Below are 13,693 nucleotides of genomic sequence, written 5' to 3' on the forward strand. Positions count from 1 at the left end.
TCCTCTTAAGGCTAGCTTGGGGGCAGCAGAACTGCCCCCGAACTGGCTCAGCCCATCAGGCTGGAGTGAATGTCCATTGCAGCGTCACGGCCCTCGGCCACGGCAGTTACTGTGAGGTCCTCGCCGCCCGAGGCGCAGTCGCCCCCGGCCCAGACCCCGGCCACCGAGGTGCGGCCCGTTTCGCTGACCTTGATCTTGCGGCCCTCCAGCTCCAGCGCATCGGGCTGGCCTTCCAGCGTCTGGCCGATGGCCTTGAACACCTGATCGGCCGCCAGCCGCACGGTTTCACCGGTGCCGGAAAACTTGCCGTCCGCGACCGCAGTATACTCCAATTCGATCTCGGCGGCTGCGCCGTTGCCATGCACCGCCTTGGGCATGACGTTGAACATCAGCTTCACGCCCTTGGAGGCCGCCAGGTCCTGCTCGAACCGGCTGGCACCCATATCCTCGCGGCTGCGGCGGTAGGCGATGGTGACGTTTTCGGCGCCCAGAAGCTTGGACTGCACGGCCGCATCGACCGCGGTCATGCCGCCGCCGATCACCACCACGTTGCGGCCCACCGGCAAGGCGGTCAGGTCCTCGGCCTGGCGCAGTTCAGCAATGAAGTCCACCGCATCGCGCACGCCGTCCTTGTCCTCGCCCGGCGCACGCAGGGCGTTCACCCCGGCCAGACCGATCGACAGGAACACTGCATCATAGCTGTCCTTCAGCGCGTCCAGGGACAGCTCCGCGCCCAGCTTCTTGCCGTAGTCCATTGTAATGCCGCCGATTTGCAGCAGCCAGTCAACTTCGCGCGCAGCGAAATCATTGGTGGACTTATAGGCAGCAATGCCAAACTCGTTGAGACCGCCGGCCTTGGACTTGGCGTCATAGACCACCACGTCGTGGCCCAGCATCGCCAGCCGGTGCGCGGCAGCCAGGCCCGCGGGTCCGGCGCCAACAACAGCAACCTTCTTGCCGGTGGCGGCAGCGCGGGTGAAGGGATGTACCCCCTTCTCCATCAGCGTGTCGGTGGCATAGCGCTGCAGGCGGCCGATCTCGACCGGCTTGCCTTCGGCGGTTTCGCGCACGCAGGCCTCCTCGCACAGCGTCTCGGTCGGGCAGACCCGGGCGCACATGCCGCCAAGGATGTTCTGCTCCAGAATGGTCCTGGCCGCGCTTTCGGGGTGGCCCGCTTGAATCTCCCGGATGAACTGGGGGATGTCGATGGTGGTCGGACAGGCGGTCATGCAGGGCGCGTCATAGCAGAAATAGCAGCGGTCCGCCGCCACGGCTGCCTCGTGCGCGTCATAGGCTGGGTGCAGGTCCGAGAAATTCTCAGCAATGCCGGCAGCGTCAAGACGCGCTGCCTGAATGCCGGATGCCTGATGGCTGGTCGCCATTGGGTGTCTCCCTGATTTTCTGTTGTTCTTGATATCAGAGTGCCACAGTCTGATTTTTTATCAACTGGTAAAATTTTTAACCGGGCAAAAAATATGCCGCCCCCGGAGGAGCGGCTTGCAAAGGTCTGAAAACGCGCGGTTATGCGGGATCGCCGTTCGGCCAGTTTCAGCCTGATTATTGGGAAAATCGGGCAGAAACAGCAATTGAGCACCGTTTCAAGCGCCTTGGACATGCCGTTCCGCAGCCTGAACGGCGCGAAAAAGCGGCTTTCCGGCGCTGTTTCTGCGGTGTCAGGACGGCAGAACTGCGGTGGCTTCGATTTCCACCTTGGCTTCGTCCTCGACCAGGGCGGACACCACAACCATGGTCATCGCCGGGAAGTGATAGCCCATTACCGCACGGTAGGCCCTGCCGACCTCCGCCTGATGGGCCAGGTATTCCGCCTTGTCCGTCACATACCAGGTCAGCCGGGTGATATCCTCGGCAGTGCCGCCCGCGGCCTCGACCACCTCCAGGATGTTGCGCAGCGCCTGGCTCATCTGGCCGATGAAATCCTGCGCCTCGAACACCTGGTCCGCTGTCCAGCCGATCTGGCCGCCGACAAACAGCAGCCTGCCCTCTGCCATCATGCCGTTGGCATAGCCTTTTGCGGGCTTCCACCCTTCGGGATGCACGCTGATGGCCGGCATGGCGGAACTCCTTTTGCTGATACTGCCTGGGCTGACCTTAGCGCTGCCGCAGCATTTATTTCAAGCTTAAAATTTCTTGCCGCCGAAGCCCGAAAACAAAAACCGCGCAGGCCCGGGACCTGCGCGGTTGCATAATTCAGCGCGGGGGCACGGCTTACATGCCGAGCGCTTCCTTGTACATTTCCAGCACCGCCTCTTCTTCGGCGATGTCGTTCTCGTCGCGTTTGCGCAGGGCGATGATCTTGCGCATCACCTTGGTGTCGTAGCCGCGGCCCTTGGCTTCGGCCATCACTTCTTTCTGCTGCTCGGCGATGGTTTTCTTTTCTTCGTCCAGCCGCTCGAACCGTTCGATGAACTGGCGCAGTTCGCCAGCGGTCACGCGGTAGTTTTCGCTTTTTTCGTCTTCGGTGATATCCATCTGCGGCTCCGTCGGCACATGCTGTCAATTGCTGTCGGAGCAAGGGGATAGCGCCCTGCCCGCCGCGCCGCAAGAAGGGAAAGCGGCGAAGCGGCGCGGAGCGGCAAAAACCGGCGCCCCGGAAGCCCGGTCCGGGGGCGCAATGCTTGCACGCGCAGTGCGGATCGGTTAGGCGCGGCGCAACGCAACCCCCGCAGGAGCACGCTTATGTTCGATCTCATCGTCTGGGCCGGAGCCGCCGTGTCCGTTGCCGGCCTCTTGGGGCTGGTCTGGTGCATCGCCAAGGTTGCCCGCGCCCGCCGCCGGAACCTCGATGACGAGGCCCTGCGCGCAGTGGTGCAATCGGTGCTGCCCTACAATCTGGGCGCCCTCCTGCTGTCGGTGCTGGGGCTGATGCTGGTGATGGTGGGCATCTTTCTGGGTTGACGCCCGGCCCCGTCTGCCCCGGCTGACTGCTTAGACCGGCACGTTGTCGAACATCTCCTCGACCGCTTCCTCGCACAGCGTTGCCTCCAGGCGGCGGAGGCGGCCCGGAACCTCTGCCCCGTTCCTGCGCATGTAGTCCAAAAGCCGGATGAACTCGGGCCGCATGGCCAGACGGGCTGAACCCGTTTCCTTGCGGATCCGTGATTCCAGGTTCTCGACAGTGTGCAGCAGATCTTCCTGAGTCATAAGCAGTCCTCCCTACGTCCGGCGATTATGCCAGCTTTTCGCAACAGGAATACGAAAGCCCGAAAAAAGGTGAGCGGCACGGCGATTTTTTGCGCATAATTTACACTCTCCTTCTGGTTTTGCGAATTTGTTACGCGGCCGGAGCATAGCCCGACCCGGCAGCAGCCTGCCTTGACACAAATCAGACGGCTGCGATGATTTCACGCGATGGCGGTTTCCGGACCGCTGCGCTTGAAACATATTCTCAAATCAATATATGATTTCTCAAACCCAAGGGAGAGCGAGAAATGACCCCCGCCGTCAAGGCCTTCTTCGATGAAGCGACCAACACCGTCTCTTACGTGGTGCGCGAACCCGAAGGCTCAGCCTGCGCCATTATCGACTCGGTTCTGGACTATGACCAGGCTGCCGGGCGCACCTGCACCGCATCGGCAGATGCCATCATCGCCTGGGTAAAGGAAACAGGCCTTCGGGTTGAGTGGATCCTGGAAAGCCATGTCCACGCCGACCACTTGTCCGCTGCGCCCTACCTTCAGGAGCAGCTGGGCGGCAAGATCGGCATCGGCGACCAGATCACGGTGGTTCAGGACACCTTCGGCAAGGTGTTCAACGAAGGCACCGAATTCCAGCGCGACGGCAGCCAGTTCGACCGCCTGTTCCGCGAAGGCGACAGTTTCATGATTGGCCAGATTCGCGGCGAGGTACTGCACACGCCGGGCCACACGCCCGCCTGCCTCACCTATGTGATCGGCGATGCGGCCTTTGTCGGGGATACCCTGTTCATGCCCGACTTCGGCACCGCCCGCTGCGATTTTCCCGGCGGCTCGTCAGCGGATCTGTACAACTCGATCCAGAAAATCCTGTCACTGCCGGATGAAACCCGCGTGTTTGTCGGCCACGACTACAAGGCGCCGGGACGCGATGACTTCGCCTGGGAAACCACGGTGGGCGAACAGAAGGCGCTGAACGTGCATGTCGGGTCCGGCCGCAGCATCGAGGAATTTGTCGAAATGCGCAACGCCCGTGACGCAACGCTGGGTATGCCGCGGCTGATCCTGCCTTCGCTGCAGGTCAACATGCGCGCCGGCCAGATGCCGGAGCCGGACGAGCAGGGCGACGTGTTTCTGAAAATCCCGGTCAACAAGCTCTGAGCAGACAAGGAGGCGAGCAGAAATGGAAGCGGATTGGATCTGGGGGCTGGGCGGCGGCCTGCTGATTGGCCTGGGCGGCGCGGTCTACCTTTTGGGCAACGGCCGCATCATGGGGGCCAGCGGCATCCTGGGCGGTCTGCTGGATGGCAGCGGCAAGTCCACCGCGGCGGAGCGGTCTGCCTTCCTTGCCGGAGTGGTCCTGGTGCCGCTGCTGATCGGCCTGGCCACCGAGCGCACCCCGGACACGCATGTCACCGGCAACGCGGCGGTGCTGATTGCCGCGGGCCTGCTGGTGGGGATCGGCACCCGGGTGGCCAATGGCTGCACCTCCGGCCACGGGGTCTGCGGCATTTCCCGGCTGTCCCTGCGCGGAATTGCGGCCACCGCCGTCTTCATGCTGGCCGGTATTCTGACACTGGCGGTTCTGCGCCAGATCCTGGGGGTGATCTGATGCTGCGGATGCTTTTGGCCCTTGGCGCCGGCGGGCTGTTTGGCGCAGGTCTGATGCTTTCGGGAATGACCGACACCGCCAAGGTGCAGGGATGGCTGGATATCTTTGGCAACTGGGATCCGACGCTTGCCTTCGTGATGGGCGGCGCGCTGCTGCCGATGGCGCTGGCCTGGCGGCTGACGGAGGGGCGCAGACCCGCAGCCGGCGGCAGCTTCCCGGCCCCGCCGAAGGCGGAGCTGGACCGGCGGCTGATCCTCGGGTCCGTCCTGTTCGGCGCCGGCTGGGGGCTGGCGGGGCTGTGCCCCGGTCCCGCCATCGCCTCGCTCAGCTATAACGGCTGGGAGGGGGCCTTGTTCTTTACCGCGATGGCCTGCGGCATGTTGGCCGCTCCGGCGCTCAGCCGGCATCTGGACCGGGCGGCTGCAAACGCGTAAAGACTCGGACCATGGATGCACGCGTAATCACCCCCCGCTATTCGGTCTCGCCGCAGATCTCTGCCGAGGACCTGCCCGCCATTGCCGATGCCGGCTACAAGACGGTGATCTGCAACCGCCCGGACGAGGAGGTTCCCCCCAGCCATCAGGCGGAGGCGATCCGCGCCGCCGCCGAGGCTGCGGGACTGCGGTTCGAGCTGCTGCCGCTTACCCATCAGACAATGACCCCGGACAATGTGGCGCGGCAGCGGGAGCTGTACGAGGGATGCGAAGGCCCGGTTCTGGCCTATTGCGCCTCTGGCACCCGCTGTTCGGTGGTCTGGGCGCTGAGCCAGGCCGGCGACATGGCGGCCGACGACATTCTGAAGAAAACCGAGGCTGCAGGCTATCAGCTGGACGGCCTTCGCCCTGCGCTGGAATCTTTGGCTGGTGCCTGAGCGAACGAAGGAACCGCTGAAATGGCGGTTCCGGTCCCAGCAGCCGGGTTCAACAGACAGCGGCAGGAAGGTACTGACCACCCGAGGCTTCGCTGGCCGTCATGATCATTACCCTTGGAAGATCGTCTGCAGATTTGGCCCGCCAGCCTAAGCTGCAGCTCCTTTTTTGACGGATCTTGACCGGTATCTGGAGCGTCTGAACCCGGTCTCCGGCCGCACATGCTGAATCCTGGCTGCCGAACCGAACGCTGCGCCCTTCATTCCCGGCAGGGGTTCAGGACTCCGGCAGCGCGCCCTCGAGACCGGCCAGATCCGAGAGATCAAGCGCATCTCCGGCCGGGAAATCGCCCAGATCATCCGCTGGCAGACCGGCCAGTTCAGGCAGGTCGGACAGATCGGGCATCCCGCCGCCCAGACTGTCCATGCTCATTGCATCCCCGCCTTCAAGTGCGGGCAGGCCCATGGGATCCATTCCGCCATCCAGACCCTCGCCGCCAAGCGCAGGCAGGCCGCTGTCAGCGCCCAGATCCAGGGCAGCCGCGTCCAGGCCAGGGCCGGCGTCAAGCGACGGCAGGCCCATGTCATCCATCGGGTCCTGCAGCCCTTGCGCGGCGATCCCCAAATCCAGCGGCATAGGGGTGTCTGGCAGCGCTTCCATGCCGCCGCCTTCGGAGAAGGCCATGGCATCAGCCCCAGTGCCGCCCTGCTGGCCAGACTTGGGCCCATTCAGGCGCACGGCGCGCGCGCCGTTCATCTGGCCGAGACGCCCCTGGGCAACCGGCTTGCCGCCGATGGTCAGCAGATCCGTTTCATAAAGAAACGCCGAATCCAGCGGCAGCGTGTCCCCGACCTTGAGGCCTGCAAAATCCTGCAGCGGCACCCGCATCTTGCACAGCACCGCCGTCAGCTCTGCCCGGATCGAATCAAGGTTGCCGCCCAACGACGGGCCCTGGGAACCGCCCTGGCCACCGGTCATTTCCTCAGCCGTGGGTTCCGGCAAAATCAGCTTCATCACGCCCTGCATGGCGCCGCAGGCCAGGTCGATGTTCAGCTCGATCACCCGGTAGTCATCAGCTTCCATCCCCAGCACCAGGCTGCGCACGGTCTCGACCTGCGCGCCGTAACGGTAACCGGAGAAAAGGGCCTGGTCCGCCTGCCCGTCCAGCATCGCCACCACCTTGGCAAAGGTGCGCTCCAGGAACTCTGCCGTCATCGCCGCGTCTGTGGGGGTGTAATGGCGTTCATCGGGCGCCTTGCCGATCACCGCGCCGATGGTCTGCTGCTGAATCAGGGCGGTGACGGTGGCTGCATCCATGCAGGCAGCCCCCATGCGGCCCTGCGGGCAATCCAGCACCACCAGAAGATCCTTGTCCGACAACTGCCCGGCCAGATCATCCGACAACCGGTTGGACTGGCGCGCGGCCAGCACCGCCATCGGCAGATCGCACAGGTCCGCAGCCGCGCGCGCAACCGAACGGCGCAGCGCCTTCAGCGTCAGGGAACTGGTCAGCCCCCCGGCGCCTTCCTTGGTCGCCGCCAGCTTGCGTGCAAGCACACTCTGCCTGCCGCTGCCTGCCTCTGCTGCTTCTGTTTCAGACATAGGCTGTTTAACCTGCCCCTTGCGCGTCCCGTTTGCCCTGTTTTAGCGGAAAGGAGGTTAACAACTTCTGTATGACGGCAGGCTTCACGCCGCCTTTTCACCCGCTGCCGGCAGGGAAACCCGGAACGCGCCGCCGCTGCGCCCCGGCAGGTAAAACACATCGCCGCCAAGCCGTTGCATGACCTCGCGGCAGATTGCCAGGCCCAGCCCGGCACCGCCCGCCCGTTCAGGGCTGACGCGCGCAAACTTCTCAAAAATCATCTGCTGCGAGTCTGCCGGAACGCCGCTTCCGTTGTCGGTAAAGTCGATGTGAAGCCGCCCCCCGGCCGCACTGGCCGAAATCGTCAGCTCGGGATTTTCCGCGTCGCAGTATTTCTGGGCATTGGCAATCAGGTTGATGAACACCTGGGCCAGCCGGTCGAGATCGGAGGAAATGCGGAAGTTTTCGCTTTCGGGATCGCGCCGGACCCGGAGCGGCCGCTCCGACCCCGCAAGCGCCGCGGAAACCGCGTGATCCAGAACCTCTGTCAAAGTGCCTGCAGACATGTTCAGGCTGACCTGCCCGCTTTCCAGCACGCTGAGATCCAGCAGGTCGTTCAGCAGCCGGGTCAGCCGCAGCGTTTCATCGTGAATGATGCCGGCATAGTGGCGCTGGTCCTGCGGCCCCAGCTGCCCGTCATCGCGCAGGATTTCCGAAAACGCCCGGATCGAGGTCATCGGCGTCCGCAGTTCATGGCTGACCTGGCTGAGGAAAGCGTCTTTTTGCGCCGAAATCTGGGTGAGCTTCTCGTTTGTTTCCCGCAGCTTGCGCGCGGTTGCCGACAGCTCTGCCGATTGCGCCTCTAGGCGGCTGGAGTATTCCAGCATCTGCGCAGTCTCATCCGCAACCGCCAGCAGATCCGCCACCGACACCGACGACCCGCCGGCGATCTGGCCGATCATCGCATGCGCCGCCGCCGCCCCGATCGAGGCGCTCAACTCGCGCTCCAACCGCTCCAGGAAGGCAGGTGTCGGCTCCGGCAGCGGCCCGCGGCCGCCCTGGCGCAGCCGCTCACGCTCAAAAAACGCCTGCGCTTCCTCGGCACCCAGGATCCGCTGCGACATGATCATCAGGTCCTCGCACTGCGCCACCGATCCGGTCCAGCCGCGCGGGCCGGCCGAATGGTCGAACACATTGACGAACTGGGCGCCCTGCAGCCGTTCCAGCGGGCTGGGAAAGGTCATCAGCGACACCAGGCAGAACACCAGCGCGTTGAGGCTCATCGACCACATCACCGCGTGGACGGTCGGGTCCATGCCCTCGATCCCGAACAGCGCCTCCGGGCGCAGCCAGCTGAGACCGAACAGGCCGTGGCGCAGGATATGCTCCGGCAGCAGCCCGCCGCCCAGGGCGGGCAGCAGCATGGTATACAGCCAGATGCCGAATCCCACCGTCAGCCCGGCCAGCGCGCCGCTGCGGGTGGCGCCGCGCCAGAACAGCCCGCCGACCAGCGCCGGCAGGATCTGCGCCACCCCGGCAAAGGAGATCAGGCCGATCACCGCGAGCGCCGCTGCGCCGCCGGAGAGGTGGTAGTAGAAATACCCCAGCGCCATGATCGCCGCGATCGACACCCGGCGAGACAGCAGCACCACGTCGCGCACATCGCCGGATACCGAGGCCTGGCGGCTTTGCAGCCGCAACCAGACCGGCATCACGATGTGGTTCGACACCATCGTCGACAGCGCCATCGCCGCCACGATCACCATCGAGGTCGCCGAGGAGAATCCGCCGAGGAAGGACAGCATCGCAAGCCCCTGCTGCCCCTGCTGCAGGGGCACCGTCAGCACGAACATGTCCGGGTTCGACCCTGCGGGCATCAGATCCAGGCCCACCGCAGCAATCGGCACCACGAACATCGAAATCAGCAGCAGGTACAGGGGAAACGCCCAGGAGGCGATGCGCAGGTGGCGTTCGTCCTCATTCTCCACCACCATCACCTGAAACATCCGCGGCAGGCAGACAAAGGCCGCTGCCGCCAGGAAGGTGATTGCGGCCCAGCGGCTGCCGTCGACATTCCACTGGCCGATCTGCGAAGCGTCGATCCGGGCCAGTGTTTCGCCGACCCCGCCGGCCACACCCCAGACCACAAAGACGCCGACGGCCAGCAAGGCGGCCAGCTTGACAACCGCCTCCAGCGCCACCGCGGTGACGACGCCGTGGTGGCGCTCGTTGGCGTTCAGGTTGCGGGTGCCGAACAGGATAGCGAACACCGCCAGCCCCGCGGCGACCCAGAACACCGTCGAGGTCTCGTTATAGCCGCGCAGCGGATCGGCCTCGGCAAAGATTGCAAAGGACAGCGTAACGGACTGCAGTTGCAGCGAAATATACGGGGTGACGCCGATCACGGCGAGAATGGTGACGCCGGCCGCCAGAAGGTTCGACTTGCCGTAGCGCGACGACAGGAGGTCGGCGATGGAGGTGATCCGCTGGCTGCGCCCGATCCGCACCAGCTTGCGCAGGCCCCACCACCAGCCGATCATCACCAGCGACGGGCCGATGTAGATCGTCACGAACTCCAGCCCCGAGCGCGCCGCATATCCGACGGCGCCGTAGAACGTCCAGGCGGTGCAATAGACCGACAGTGACAAGGTGTAGATCAGCGGCGACCGCATCCAGGCGGCGCTGCGGCCGCGGGACGCCATCCGGTCGGCCCAGAAGGCAATGAAGAACAGAAAGGCCACATAGGCCAGGCAGACAAAGGCGAGCAGGTTCAGAGAGGCCATCAGCCGTCCTCCCCGCTGTCCGGGACCGAAGCCCCGTCAGGCCCGCCGCCGGTCCAATGGTCCGCCCAACGCTGCACGGCCAGGCTGAACACGAAACAGGCGCCGATCAGGCCGGTCCAGACGGCAAAGACGTAAATAATGGCCGCCGACATGCTGACCCCGCCGCGCCCGGCAGGATGGGACGCGGCTTCGGGCCACAACAGCGGCAGCGCCAGCAGCAGCGCCCCCAGCACCGGCAGCAGCCGGGCGATGTCCATCAGGCGGCGGCGGCGGTAGGTCTGGCGCTCTGCGCGGGTGCCGGTCTGCGCCTTGGGGCCGCCGTCGCGGGTCATCCCTGCCCGGCCTGGGCGTGCAGGTCGCGCACGGCTGTCAGCACTTCGGCATTGGAGAACGGCTTGGTCATGAACCGGGTGACCCCCGCCTTCTCGGCCATTTCACGGTCCCGCATCTGGCCGCGGGCGGTCAGCATCAGGACCGGCAGGGCCGTCATGCCCTCGCCGCCGCGCAGCTCACGCACGATTTCCAGCCCGCTTTTGCCCGGCAGCATCAAATCCAGAATCACCAGGTCGGGGTTGGCGTCCCGGATCACCTCCACCGCGGTGGCGCCATCGGTGTGCGCATCCACGCTCCAGCCGTCGCGGGTCAGAAGAAAGCGGATCGCCTCAGTGATATTCGGCTCATCCTCGATCAGAACAACATGCCTGCCCATCAGCAGAATTTCCTCCAGGCGCGGTCCTTGGCCTCCCGCCGGGCCGCGCATTCATTTTTGCGCAGGTTAGCCGCCGGCCCGCACCAGTGTCAAAACTCTTCCTTCAGGATCGACGGCTCCCGGCGCGCGGTGCAGCCCCGGCGCGGGCAGATCCGGCAGCTGGCGCCCACCGGCTGCGGGTCCTGCGCGTCCTTGGCACCGGGCAGGATCAGCATCACCGCGCGGTACAGGGGATCTTCGCCGAAATCCGGCTGATTCTGCGGCCAGGCCACGGCCAGGCAGTCAAACGCAGCCGTGTTGCGCCCCTGCTGCACCACGTTGCGCCGCACCGGCACATGCGGATTGACCAGAGCCGTGTAAAGCGGCCACAGCGGACAGGAGGCGCCAAAGCGCGGCATTGCAAACCCGGTGACGGGCTTGCGGAACAGCAGGGTGCCTGAGGCGTCGCAGATCACCAGCCCGGCCTCATGCCCCAGAACCTCCTCCGGCAGCGCCGCCAGGCGGCGCAGCACCGCAGGCAAGCCGCAGCCGAACCGGCGCGCCAGCGCCACGGGAGAGATCACGGTGGACTGCAGTTCCCGCGCAAGCGCTTTCAGCGGCATCACCCGGGCATCGGCCCGGTACTGCTCCAGCGCAGCCCGGGCAAGGCTTCGTGCCGCCTCGCTTGCCAGCGCCGGTTCGTTCTCGAGCAGGTCCTCAGGCTCTGCTGAACCCTCCTCCAATGCCGGGAAATGGAATCCGTTGTTTTGAAAAAAAGCCTCTGCCTCTTCCTGCGGCATGCCGCGGCGGTCCTCGCCTGCGTCCCCTTCATCCAGAAAACTGACAAGGGCGCGGCTGCTTTCCGACAGCCGCAGCGAATCCTCGTTCAGGTTCTTGTGAAACCGGTCCCGCCACTCCGGCTCAAGCTCTCCGGTTTCCGCCAGGATCGAGGCGGTGGAGCGGATTGCGGCGGCTGTCGACAGCACCTCATGCACCGAGGCCGCCAGGTTGGGATCATGGGTCAGCCGGTCCGAGAGCGTCTCGACCGTGCGCTCCAGCGTGGCGATGCGGCGGTGGCCGGCCGCCAGAACCTCGGCCCAGCCCGGAAAACGGCCGGCAAATTCATCGACCCGGTCCAGTTCCGCCACCGGCACACCGCTGTCTGCCGCGGCCTCGCGCAGGGTGGAAATCAGCGCCGCCTCCGCCCCCTCGCTCAGCATCGACGGCTCCACCCCCAAAACGCCGGCTATATCCACCAGCAGCTTGCCGCCGATTCTGCGCCGGTTGTGTTCGATCAGGTTGAGATAGGAGGCCGAGATCCCCGCCTCCCGCGCCAATTCGGCCTGGCGCAATCCAAGGATCAGCCTGCGCTCGCGGATCCGGCTGCCGGTTAGGGTGTCGCGTGCCATGCGGACGGGTCTCCCAAAACACTTCCATTTCAAGGGCTTTCTGCAATGCAAAATAAGGTAATTTACAGACGCCTTGAAAATATTGTTCAGTTATTTACAGAATTTTCAAGCGATAAAAGGGTTTTATTGCCTGAGTTTACATGAGGCCCTCATACTGATTTTGCACGCAAAGTGCTGGTACCGCGCAGAAGTGAGGAGCTGCAAGGCACCAATCATATCAGGGAGGAATACATGTCCAAATTTGACGTATCGCGCCGCAGAGTCCTTAAGTCCGGCGCAATTGCAGGCGCCGGCGTGGCGCTGCCGACCATCTTTACCGCTTCTTCTGCCGCGGCTTTTACCAACGAGCCGACCGGCGGATCCGTCACCTTGGGTTTCAACGTGCCGCAGACCGGCCCATACGCCGACGAAGGCGCTGACGAGCTGCGCGCCTATGAGCTGGCTGTCGAGCATCTGAACGGCGGCGGCGACGGCGGCATGATGAACACCTTCAGCTCCAAGGCGCTGCAGGGCAACGGCATCCTGGGCAAGAAGGTGGAATATGTCACCGGCGACACCCAGACCAAATCGGACGCCGCCCGCGCCTCCGCCAAGTCGATGATCGAGAAGGACGGCGCGGTGATGATCACCGGCGGCTCCTCCTCCGGTGTGGCGATTGCCGTTCAGGGCCTTTGCCAGGAGGCAGGCGTGATCTTCATGGCCGGTCTCACCCACTCCAACGACACCACCGGCAAGGACAAGAAGGCCAACGGCTTCCGCCATTTCTTCAACGGCTACATGTCGGGTGCGGCGCTGGCGCCGGTGCTAAAAAACCTCTACGGCACCGACCGCATCGCATACCACCTGACCGCCGACTACACTTGGGGCTGGACCCAGGAAGAATCGATCGCCGCCGCCACCGAGGCGCTGGGATGGCAGACCGTGAACAAGGTCCGCACCCCGCTGGCAGCCACCGACTTCTCGTCCTATATCGCGCCGGTGCTGAACTCGGGCGCCGACGTGCTGGTTCTGAACCACTATGGCGGCAACATGGTGAACTCGCTGACCAACGCGGTCCAGTTCGGCCTGCGCGAAAAGGTCGTGAACGGCAAGAACTTCGAGATCGTCGTTCCGCTCTACTCCCGCCTGATGGCCAAGGGCGCAGGCGAGAACGTGAAGGGCATCCACGGCTCCACCAACTGGCACTGGACGCTGCAGGATGAAGGCTCCAAGGCTTTCGTGAAATCCTTCGGCACCAAATACGGCTTCCCGCCGAGCCAGGCCGCGCACACCTGCTATGTGCAGACCATGCTCTACGCGGATGCGGTGGAGCGGGCCGGCAGCTTCAACCCCTGCGCCGTCGTCGAAGCGCTGGAAGGGTTCGAATTCGATGGCATGGGCAACGGCCCAACCCTTTACCGCGCCGAGGACCACCAGTGCTTCAAGGATGTTCTGGTGGTGCGCGGCAAGGAAAACCCGACCTCGGAATTCGACCTTCTGGAAGTTGTCGAAGTCACCCCGCGGGCACAGGTGGAGTACGCACCGGACCACCCGATGTTCGCCGGCGGCAACCTGGGCGCCTGCAACCCGGGCGCATAAGCCAGCCACAGGGCACCGGC

At 64.6% G+C, this 13,693-nt stretch carries 15 protein-coding genes; 6 read left to right on the forward strand and 9 right to left on the reverse strand.

The annotated features are described in order from the left end of the window. Positions 1–47 precede the first annotated feature (47 nt). The 3 genes from KUW17_RS04105 to KUW17_RS04115 form a co-directional block, all read right to left on the reverse strand. On the reverse strand, positions 48–1,382 hold the full coding sequence (locus KUW17_RS04105) for an NAD(P)-dependent oxidoreductase (RefSeq protein ID WP_222476119.1): 1,335 nt from the start codon (positions 1,380–1,382) through the stop codon (positions 48–50). A gap of 291 nt (positions 1,383–1,673) precedes the next feature. Next, positions 1,674–2,072 (reverse strand): RidA family protein, encoded by a 399-nt coding sequence (locus KUW17_RS04110; RefSeq protein ID WP_222476122.1) that lies wholly within the window; start codon positions 2,070–2,072, stop codon positions 1,674–1,676. A gap of 154 nt (positions 2,073–2,226) precedes the next feature. Then, on the reverse strand, positions 2,227–2,490 hold the full coding sequence (locus tag KUW17_RS04115) for a DUF2312 domain-containing protein (protein ID WP_008553759.1): 264 nt from the start codon (positions 2,488–2,490) through the stop codon (positions 2,227–2,229). A 207-nt stretch (positions 2,491–2,697) separates the two neighbouring features. On the opposite strand from KUW17_RS04115, the gene KUW17_RS04120 reads away from it, so the two are divergent. Beyond that, entirely contained in the window at positions 2,698–2,916 is a 219-nt protein-coding gene (locus tag KUW17_RS04120) for a hypothetical protein (RefSeq protein ID WP_222476124.1), read from the forward strand. 30 nt (positions 2,917–2,946) lie between these two features. On the opposite strand, the gene KUW17_RS04125 is transcribed toward KUW17_RS04120, so the two are convergent. Further along, on the reverse strand, positions 2,947–3,162 hold the full coding sequence (locus tag KUW17_RS04125; RefSeq protein WP_222476126.1) for a hypothetical protein: 216 nt from the start codon (positions 3,160–3,162) through the stop codon (positions 2,947–2,949). Positions 3,163–3,449: 287 nt separating this feature from the next. On the opposite strand from KUW17_RS04125, the gene KUW17_RS04130 reads away from it, so the two are divergent. Genes KUW17_RS04130 through KUW17_RS04145 form a run of 4 tightly spaced genes read left to right on the forward strand, consistent with a single transcriptional unit; the run spans position 3,450 to position 5,635 of the window. Next, positions 3,450–4,313, forward strand: coding sequence for an MBL fold metallo-hydrolase (locus KUW17_RS04130; RefSeq protein WP_222476128.1), 864 nt, complete (start codon positions 3,450–3,452; stop codon positions 4,311–4,313). A 22-nt stretch (positions 4,314–4,335) separates the two neighbouring features. Continuing rightward, on the forward strand, positions 4,336–4,764 hold the full coding sequence (locus KUW17_RS04135) for a YeeE/YedE family protein (RefSeq protein WP_222476129.1): 429 nt from the start codon (positions 4,336–4,338) through the stop codon (positions 4,762–4,764). Next, positions 4,764–5,198, forward strand: coding sequence for a DUF6691 family protein (locus tag KUW17_RS04140; protein ID WP_222476132.1), 435 nt, complete (start codon positions 4,764–4,766; stop codon positions 5,196–5,198). Before KUW17_RS04135 ends, KUW17_RS04140 begins: the two co-directional genes overlap by 1 nt. An 11-nt stretch (positions 5,199–5,209) precedes the next feature. Continuing rightward, the gene (locus KUW17_RS04145) at positions 5,210–5,635 is read left to right on the forward strand and encodes a TIGR01244 family sulfur transferase (RefSeq protein ID WP_222476134.1); all 426 of its coding nucleotides are present in this window, start codon (positions 5,210–5,212) and stop codon (positions 5,633–5,635) included. A 274-nt stretch (positions 5,636–5,909) separates the two neighbouring features. On the opposite strand, the gene KUW17_RS04150 is transcribed toward KUW17_RS04145, so the two are convergent. From KUW17_RS04150 to KUW17_RS04170, 5 genes are all read right to left on the reverse strand, one after another. Beyond that, on the reverse strand, positions 5,910–7,235 hold the full coding sequence (locus tag KUW17_RS04150; RefSeq protein WP_222476137.1) for a FliM/FliN family flagellar motor C-terminal domain-containing protein: 1,326 nt from the start codon (positions 7,233–7,235) through the stop codon (positions 5,910–5,912). Positions 7,236–7,319: 84 nt separating this feature from the next. Beyond that, complete coding sequence (locus KUW17_RS04155) at positions 7,320–9,998, reverse strand: ATP-binding protein (RefSeq protein ID WP_222476139.1); 2,679 nt, start codon at positions 9,996–9,998, stop codon at positions 7,320–7,322. Next, positions 9,998–10,330: a hypothetical protein gene (locus tag KUW17_RS04160; RefSeq protein ID WP_222476141.1), complete on the reverse strand. Its 333-nt coding sequence runs from the start codon at positions 10,328–10,330 to the stop codon at positions 9,998–10,000. The genes KUW17_RS04155 and KUW17_RS04160 overlap by 1 nt, the downstream gene beginning before the upstream one ends. After that, positions 10,327–10,707 (reverse strand): response regulator transcription factor, encoded by a 381-nt coding sequence (locus KUW17_RS04165; protein WP_222476143.1) that lies wholly within the window; start codon positions 10,705–10,707, stop codon positions 10,327–10,329. The genes KUW17_RS04160 and KUW17_RS04165 overlap by 4 nt, the downstream gene beginning before the upstream one ends. An 89-nt stretch (positions 10,708–10,796) precedes the next feature. Beyond that, positions 10,797–12,095 carry a helix-turn-helix domain-containing protein gene (locus KUW17_RS04170; RefSeq protein WP_222476145.1) on the reverse strand — a complete coding sequence of 433 codons (1,299 nt, stop codon included), beginning with the start codon at positions 12,093–12,095 and terminating at the stop codon, positions 10,797–10,799. A gap of 231 nt (positions 12,096–12,326) precedes the next feature. Between KUW17_RS04170 and KUW17_RS04175 the strand changes: the two genes are divergently transcribed. Further along, positions 12,327–13,673: a substrate-binding protein gene (locus KUW17_RS04175; RefSeq protein WP_222476148.1), complete on the forward strand. Its 1,347-nt coding sequence runs from the start codon at positions 12,327–12,329 to the stop codon at positions 13,671–13,673. Positions 13,674–13,693 lie beyond the last annotated feature (20 nt).

Source organism: Leisingera aquaemixtae (assembly GCF_019801145.1).
Classification (GTDB): Bacteria; Pseudomonadota; Alphaproteobacteria; order Rhodobacterales; family Rhodobacteraceae; genus Leisingera; species Leisingera aquaemixtae_A.

What these genes read in the sequence shown, in the direction of transcription:
- KUW17_RS04105 (WP_222476119.1), bottom strand. Translation starts at nt 1,382, where the DNA reads ATGGCGACCAGCCATCAGGCATCCGGCATTCAGGCAGCGCGTCTTGAC.
- KUW17_RS04110 (WP_222476122.1), bottom strand. Translation starts at nt 2,072, where the DNA reads ATGCCGGCCATCAGCGTGCATCCCGAAGGGTGGAAGCCCGCAAAAGGC.
- KUW17_RS04115 (WP_008553759.1), bottom strand. Translation starts at nt 2,490, where the DNA reads ATGGATATCACCGAAGACGAAAAAAGCGAAAACTACCGCGTGACCGCT.
- KUW17_RS04120 (WP_222476124.1), top strand. Translation starts at nt 2,698, where the DNA reads ATGTTCGATCTCATCGTCTGGGCCGGAGCCGCCGTGTCCGTTGCCGGC.
- KUW17_RS04125 (WP_222476126.1), bottom strand. Translation starts at nt 3,162, where the DNA reads ATGACTCAGGAAGATCTGCTGCACACTGTCGAGAACCTGGAATCACGG.
- KUW17_RS04130 (WP_222476128.1), top strand. Translation starts at nt 3,450, where the DNA reads ATGACCCCCGCCGTCAAGGCCTTCTTCGATGAAGCGACCAACACCGTC.
- KUW17_RS04135 (WP_222476129.1), top strand. Translation starts at nt 4,336, where the DNA reads ATGGAAGCGGATTGGATCTGGGGGCTGGGCGGCGGCCTGCTGATTGGC.
- KUW17_RS04140 (WP_222476132.1), top strand. Translation starts at nt 4,764, where the DNA reads ATGCTGCGGATGCTTTTGGCCCTTGGCGCCGGCGGGCTGTTTGGCGCA.
- KUW17_RS04145 (WP_222476134.1), top strand. Translation starts at nt 5,210, where the DNA reads ATGGATGCACGCGTAATCACCCCCCGCTATTCGGTCTCGCCGCAGATC.
- KUW17_RS04150 (WP_222476137.1), bottom strand. Translation starts at nt 7,235, where the DNA reads ATGTCTGAAACAGAAGCAGCAGAGGCAGGCAGCGGCAGGCAGAGTGTG.
- KUW17_RS04155 (WP_222476139.1), bottom strand. Translation starts at nt 9,998, where the DNA reads ATGGCCTCTCTGAACCTGCTCGCCTTTGTCTGCCTGGCCTATGTGGCC.
- KUW17_RS04160 (WP_222476141.1), bottom strand. Translation starts at nt 10,330, where the DNA reads ATGACCCGCGACGGCGGCCCCAAGGCGCAGACCGGCACCCGCGCAGAG.
- KUW17_RS04165 (WP_222476143.1), bottom strand. Translation starts at nt 10,707, where the DNA reads ATGGGCAGGCATGTTGTTCTGATCGAGGATGAGCCGAATATCACTGAG.
- KUW17_RS04170 (WP_222476145.1), bottom strand. Translation starts at nt 12,095, where the DNA reads ATGGCACGCGACACCCTAACCGGCAGCCGGATCCGCGAGCGCAGGCTG.
- KUW17_RS04175 (WP_222476148.1), top strand. Translation starts at nt 12,327, where the DNA reads ATGTCCAAATTTGACGTATCGCGCCGCAGAGTCCTTAAGTCCGGCGCA.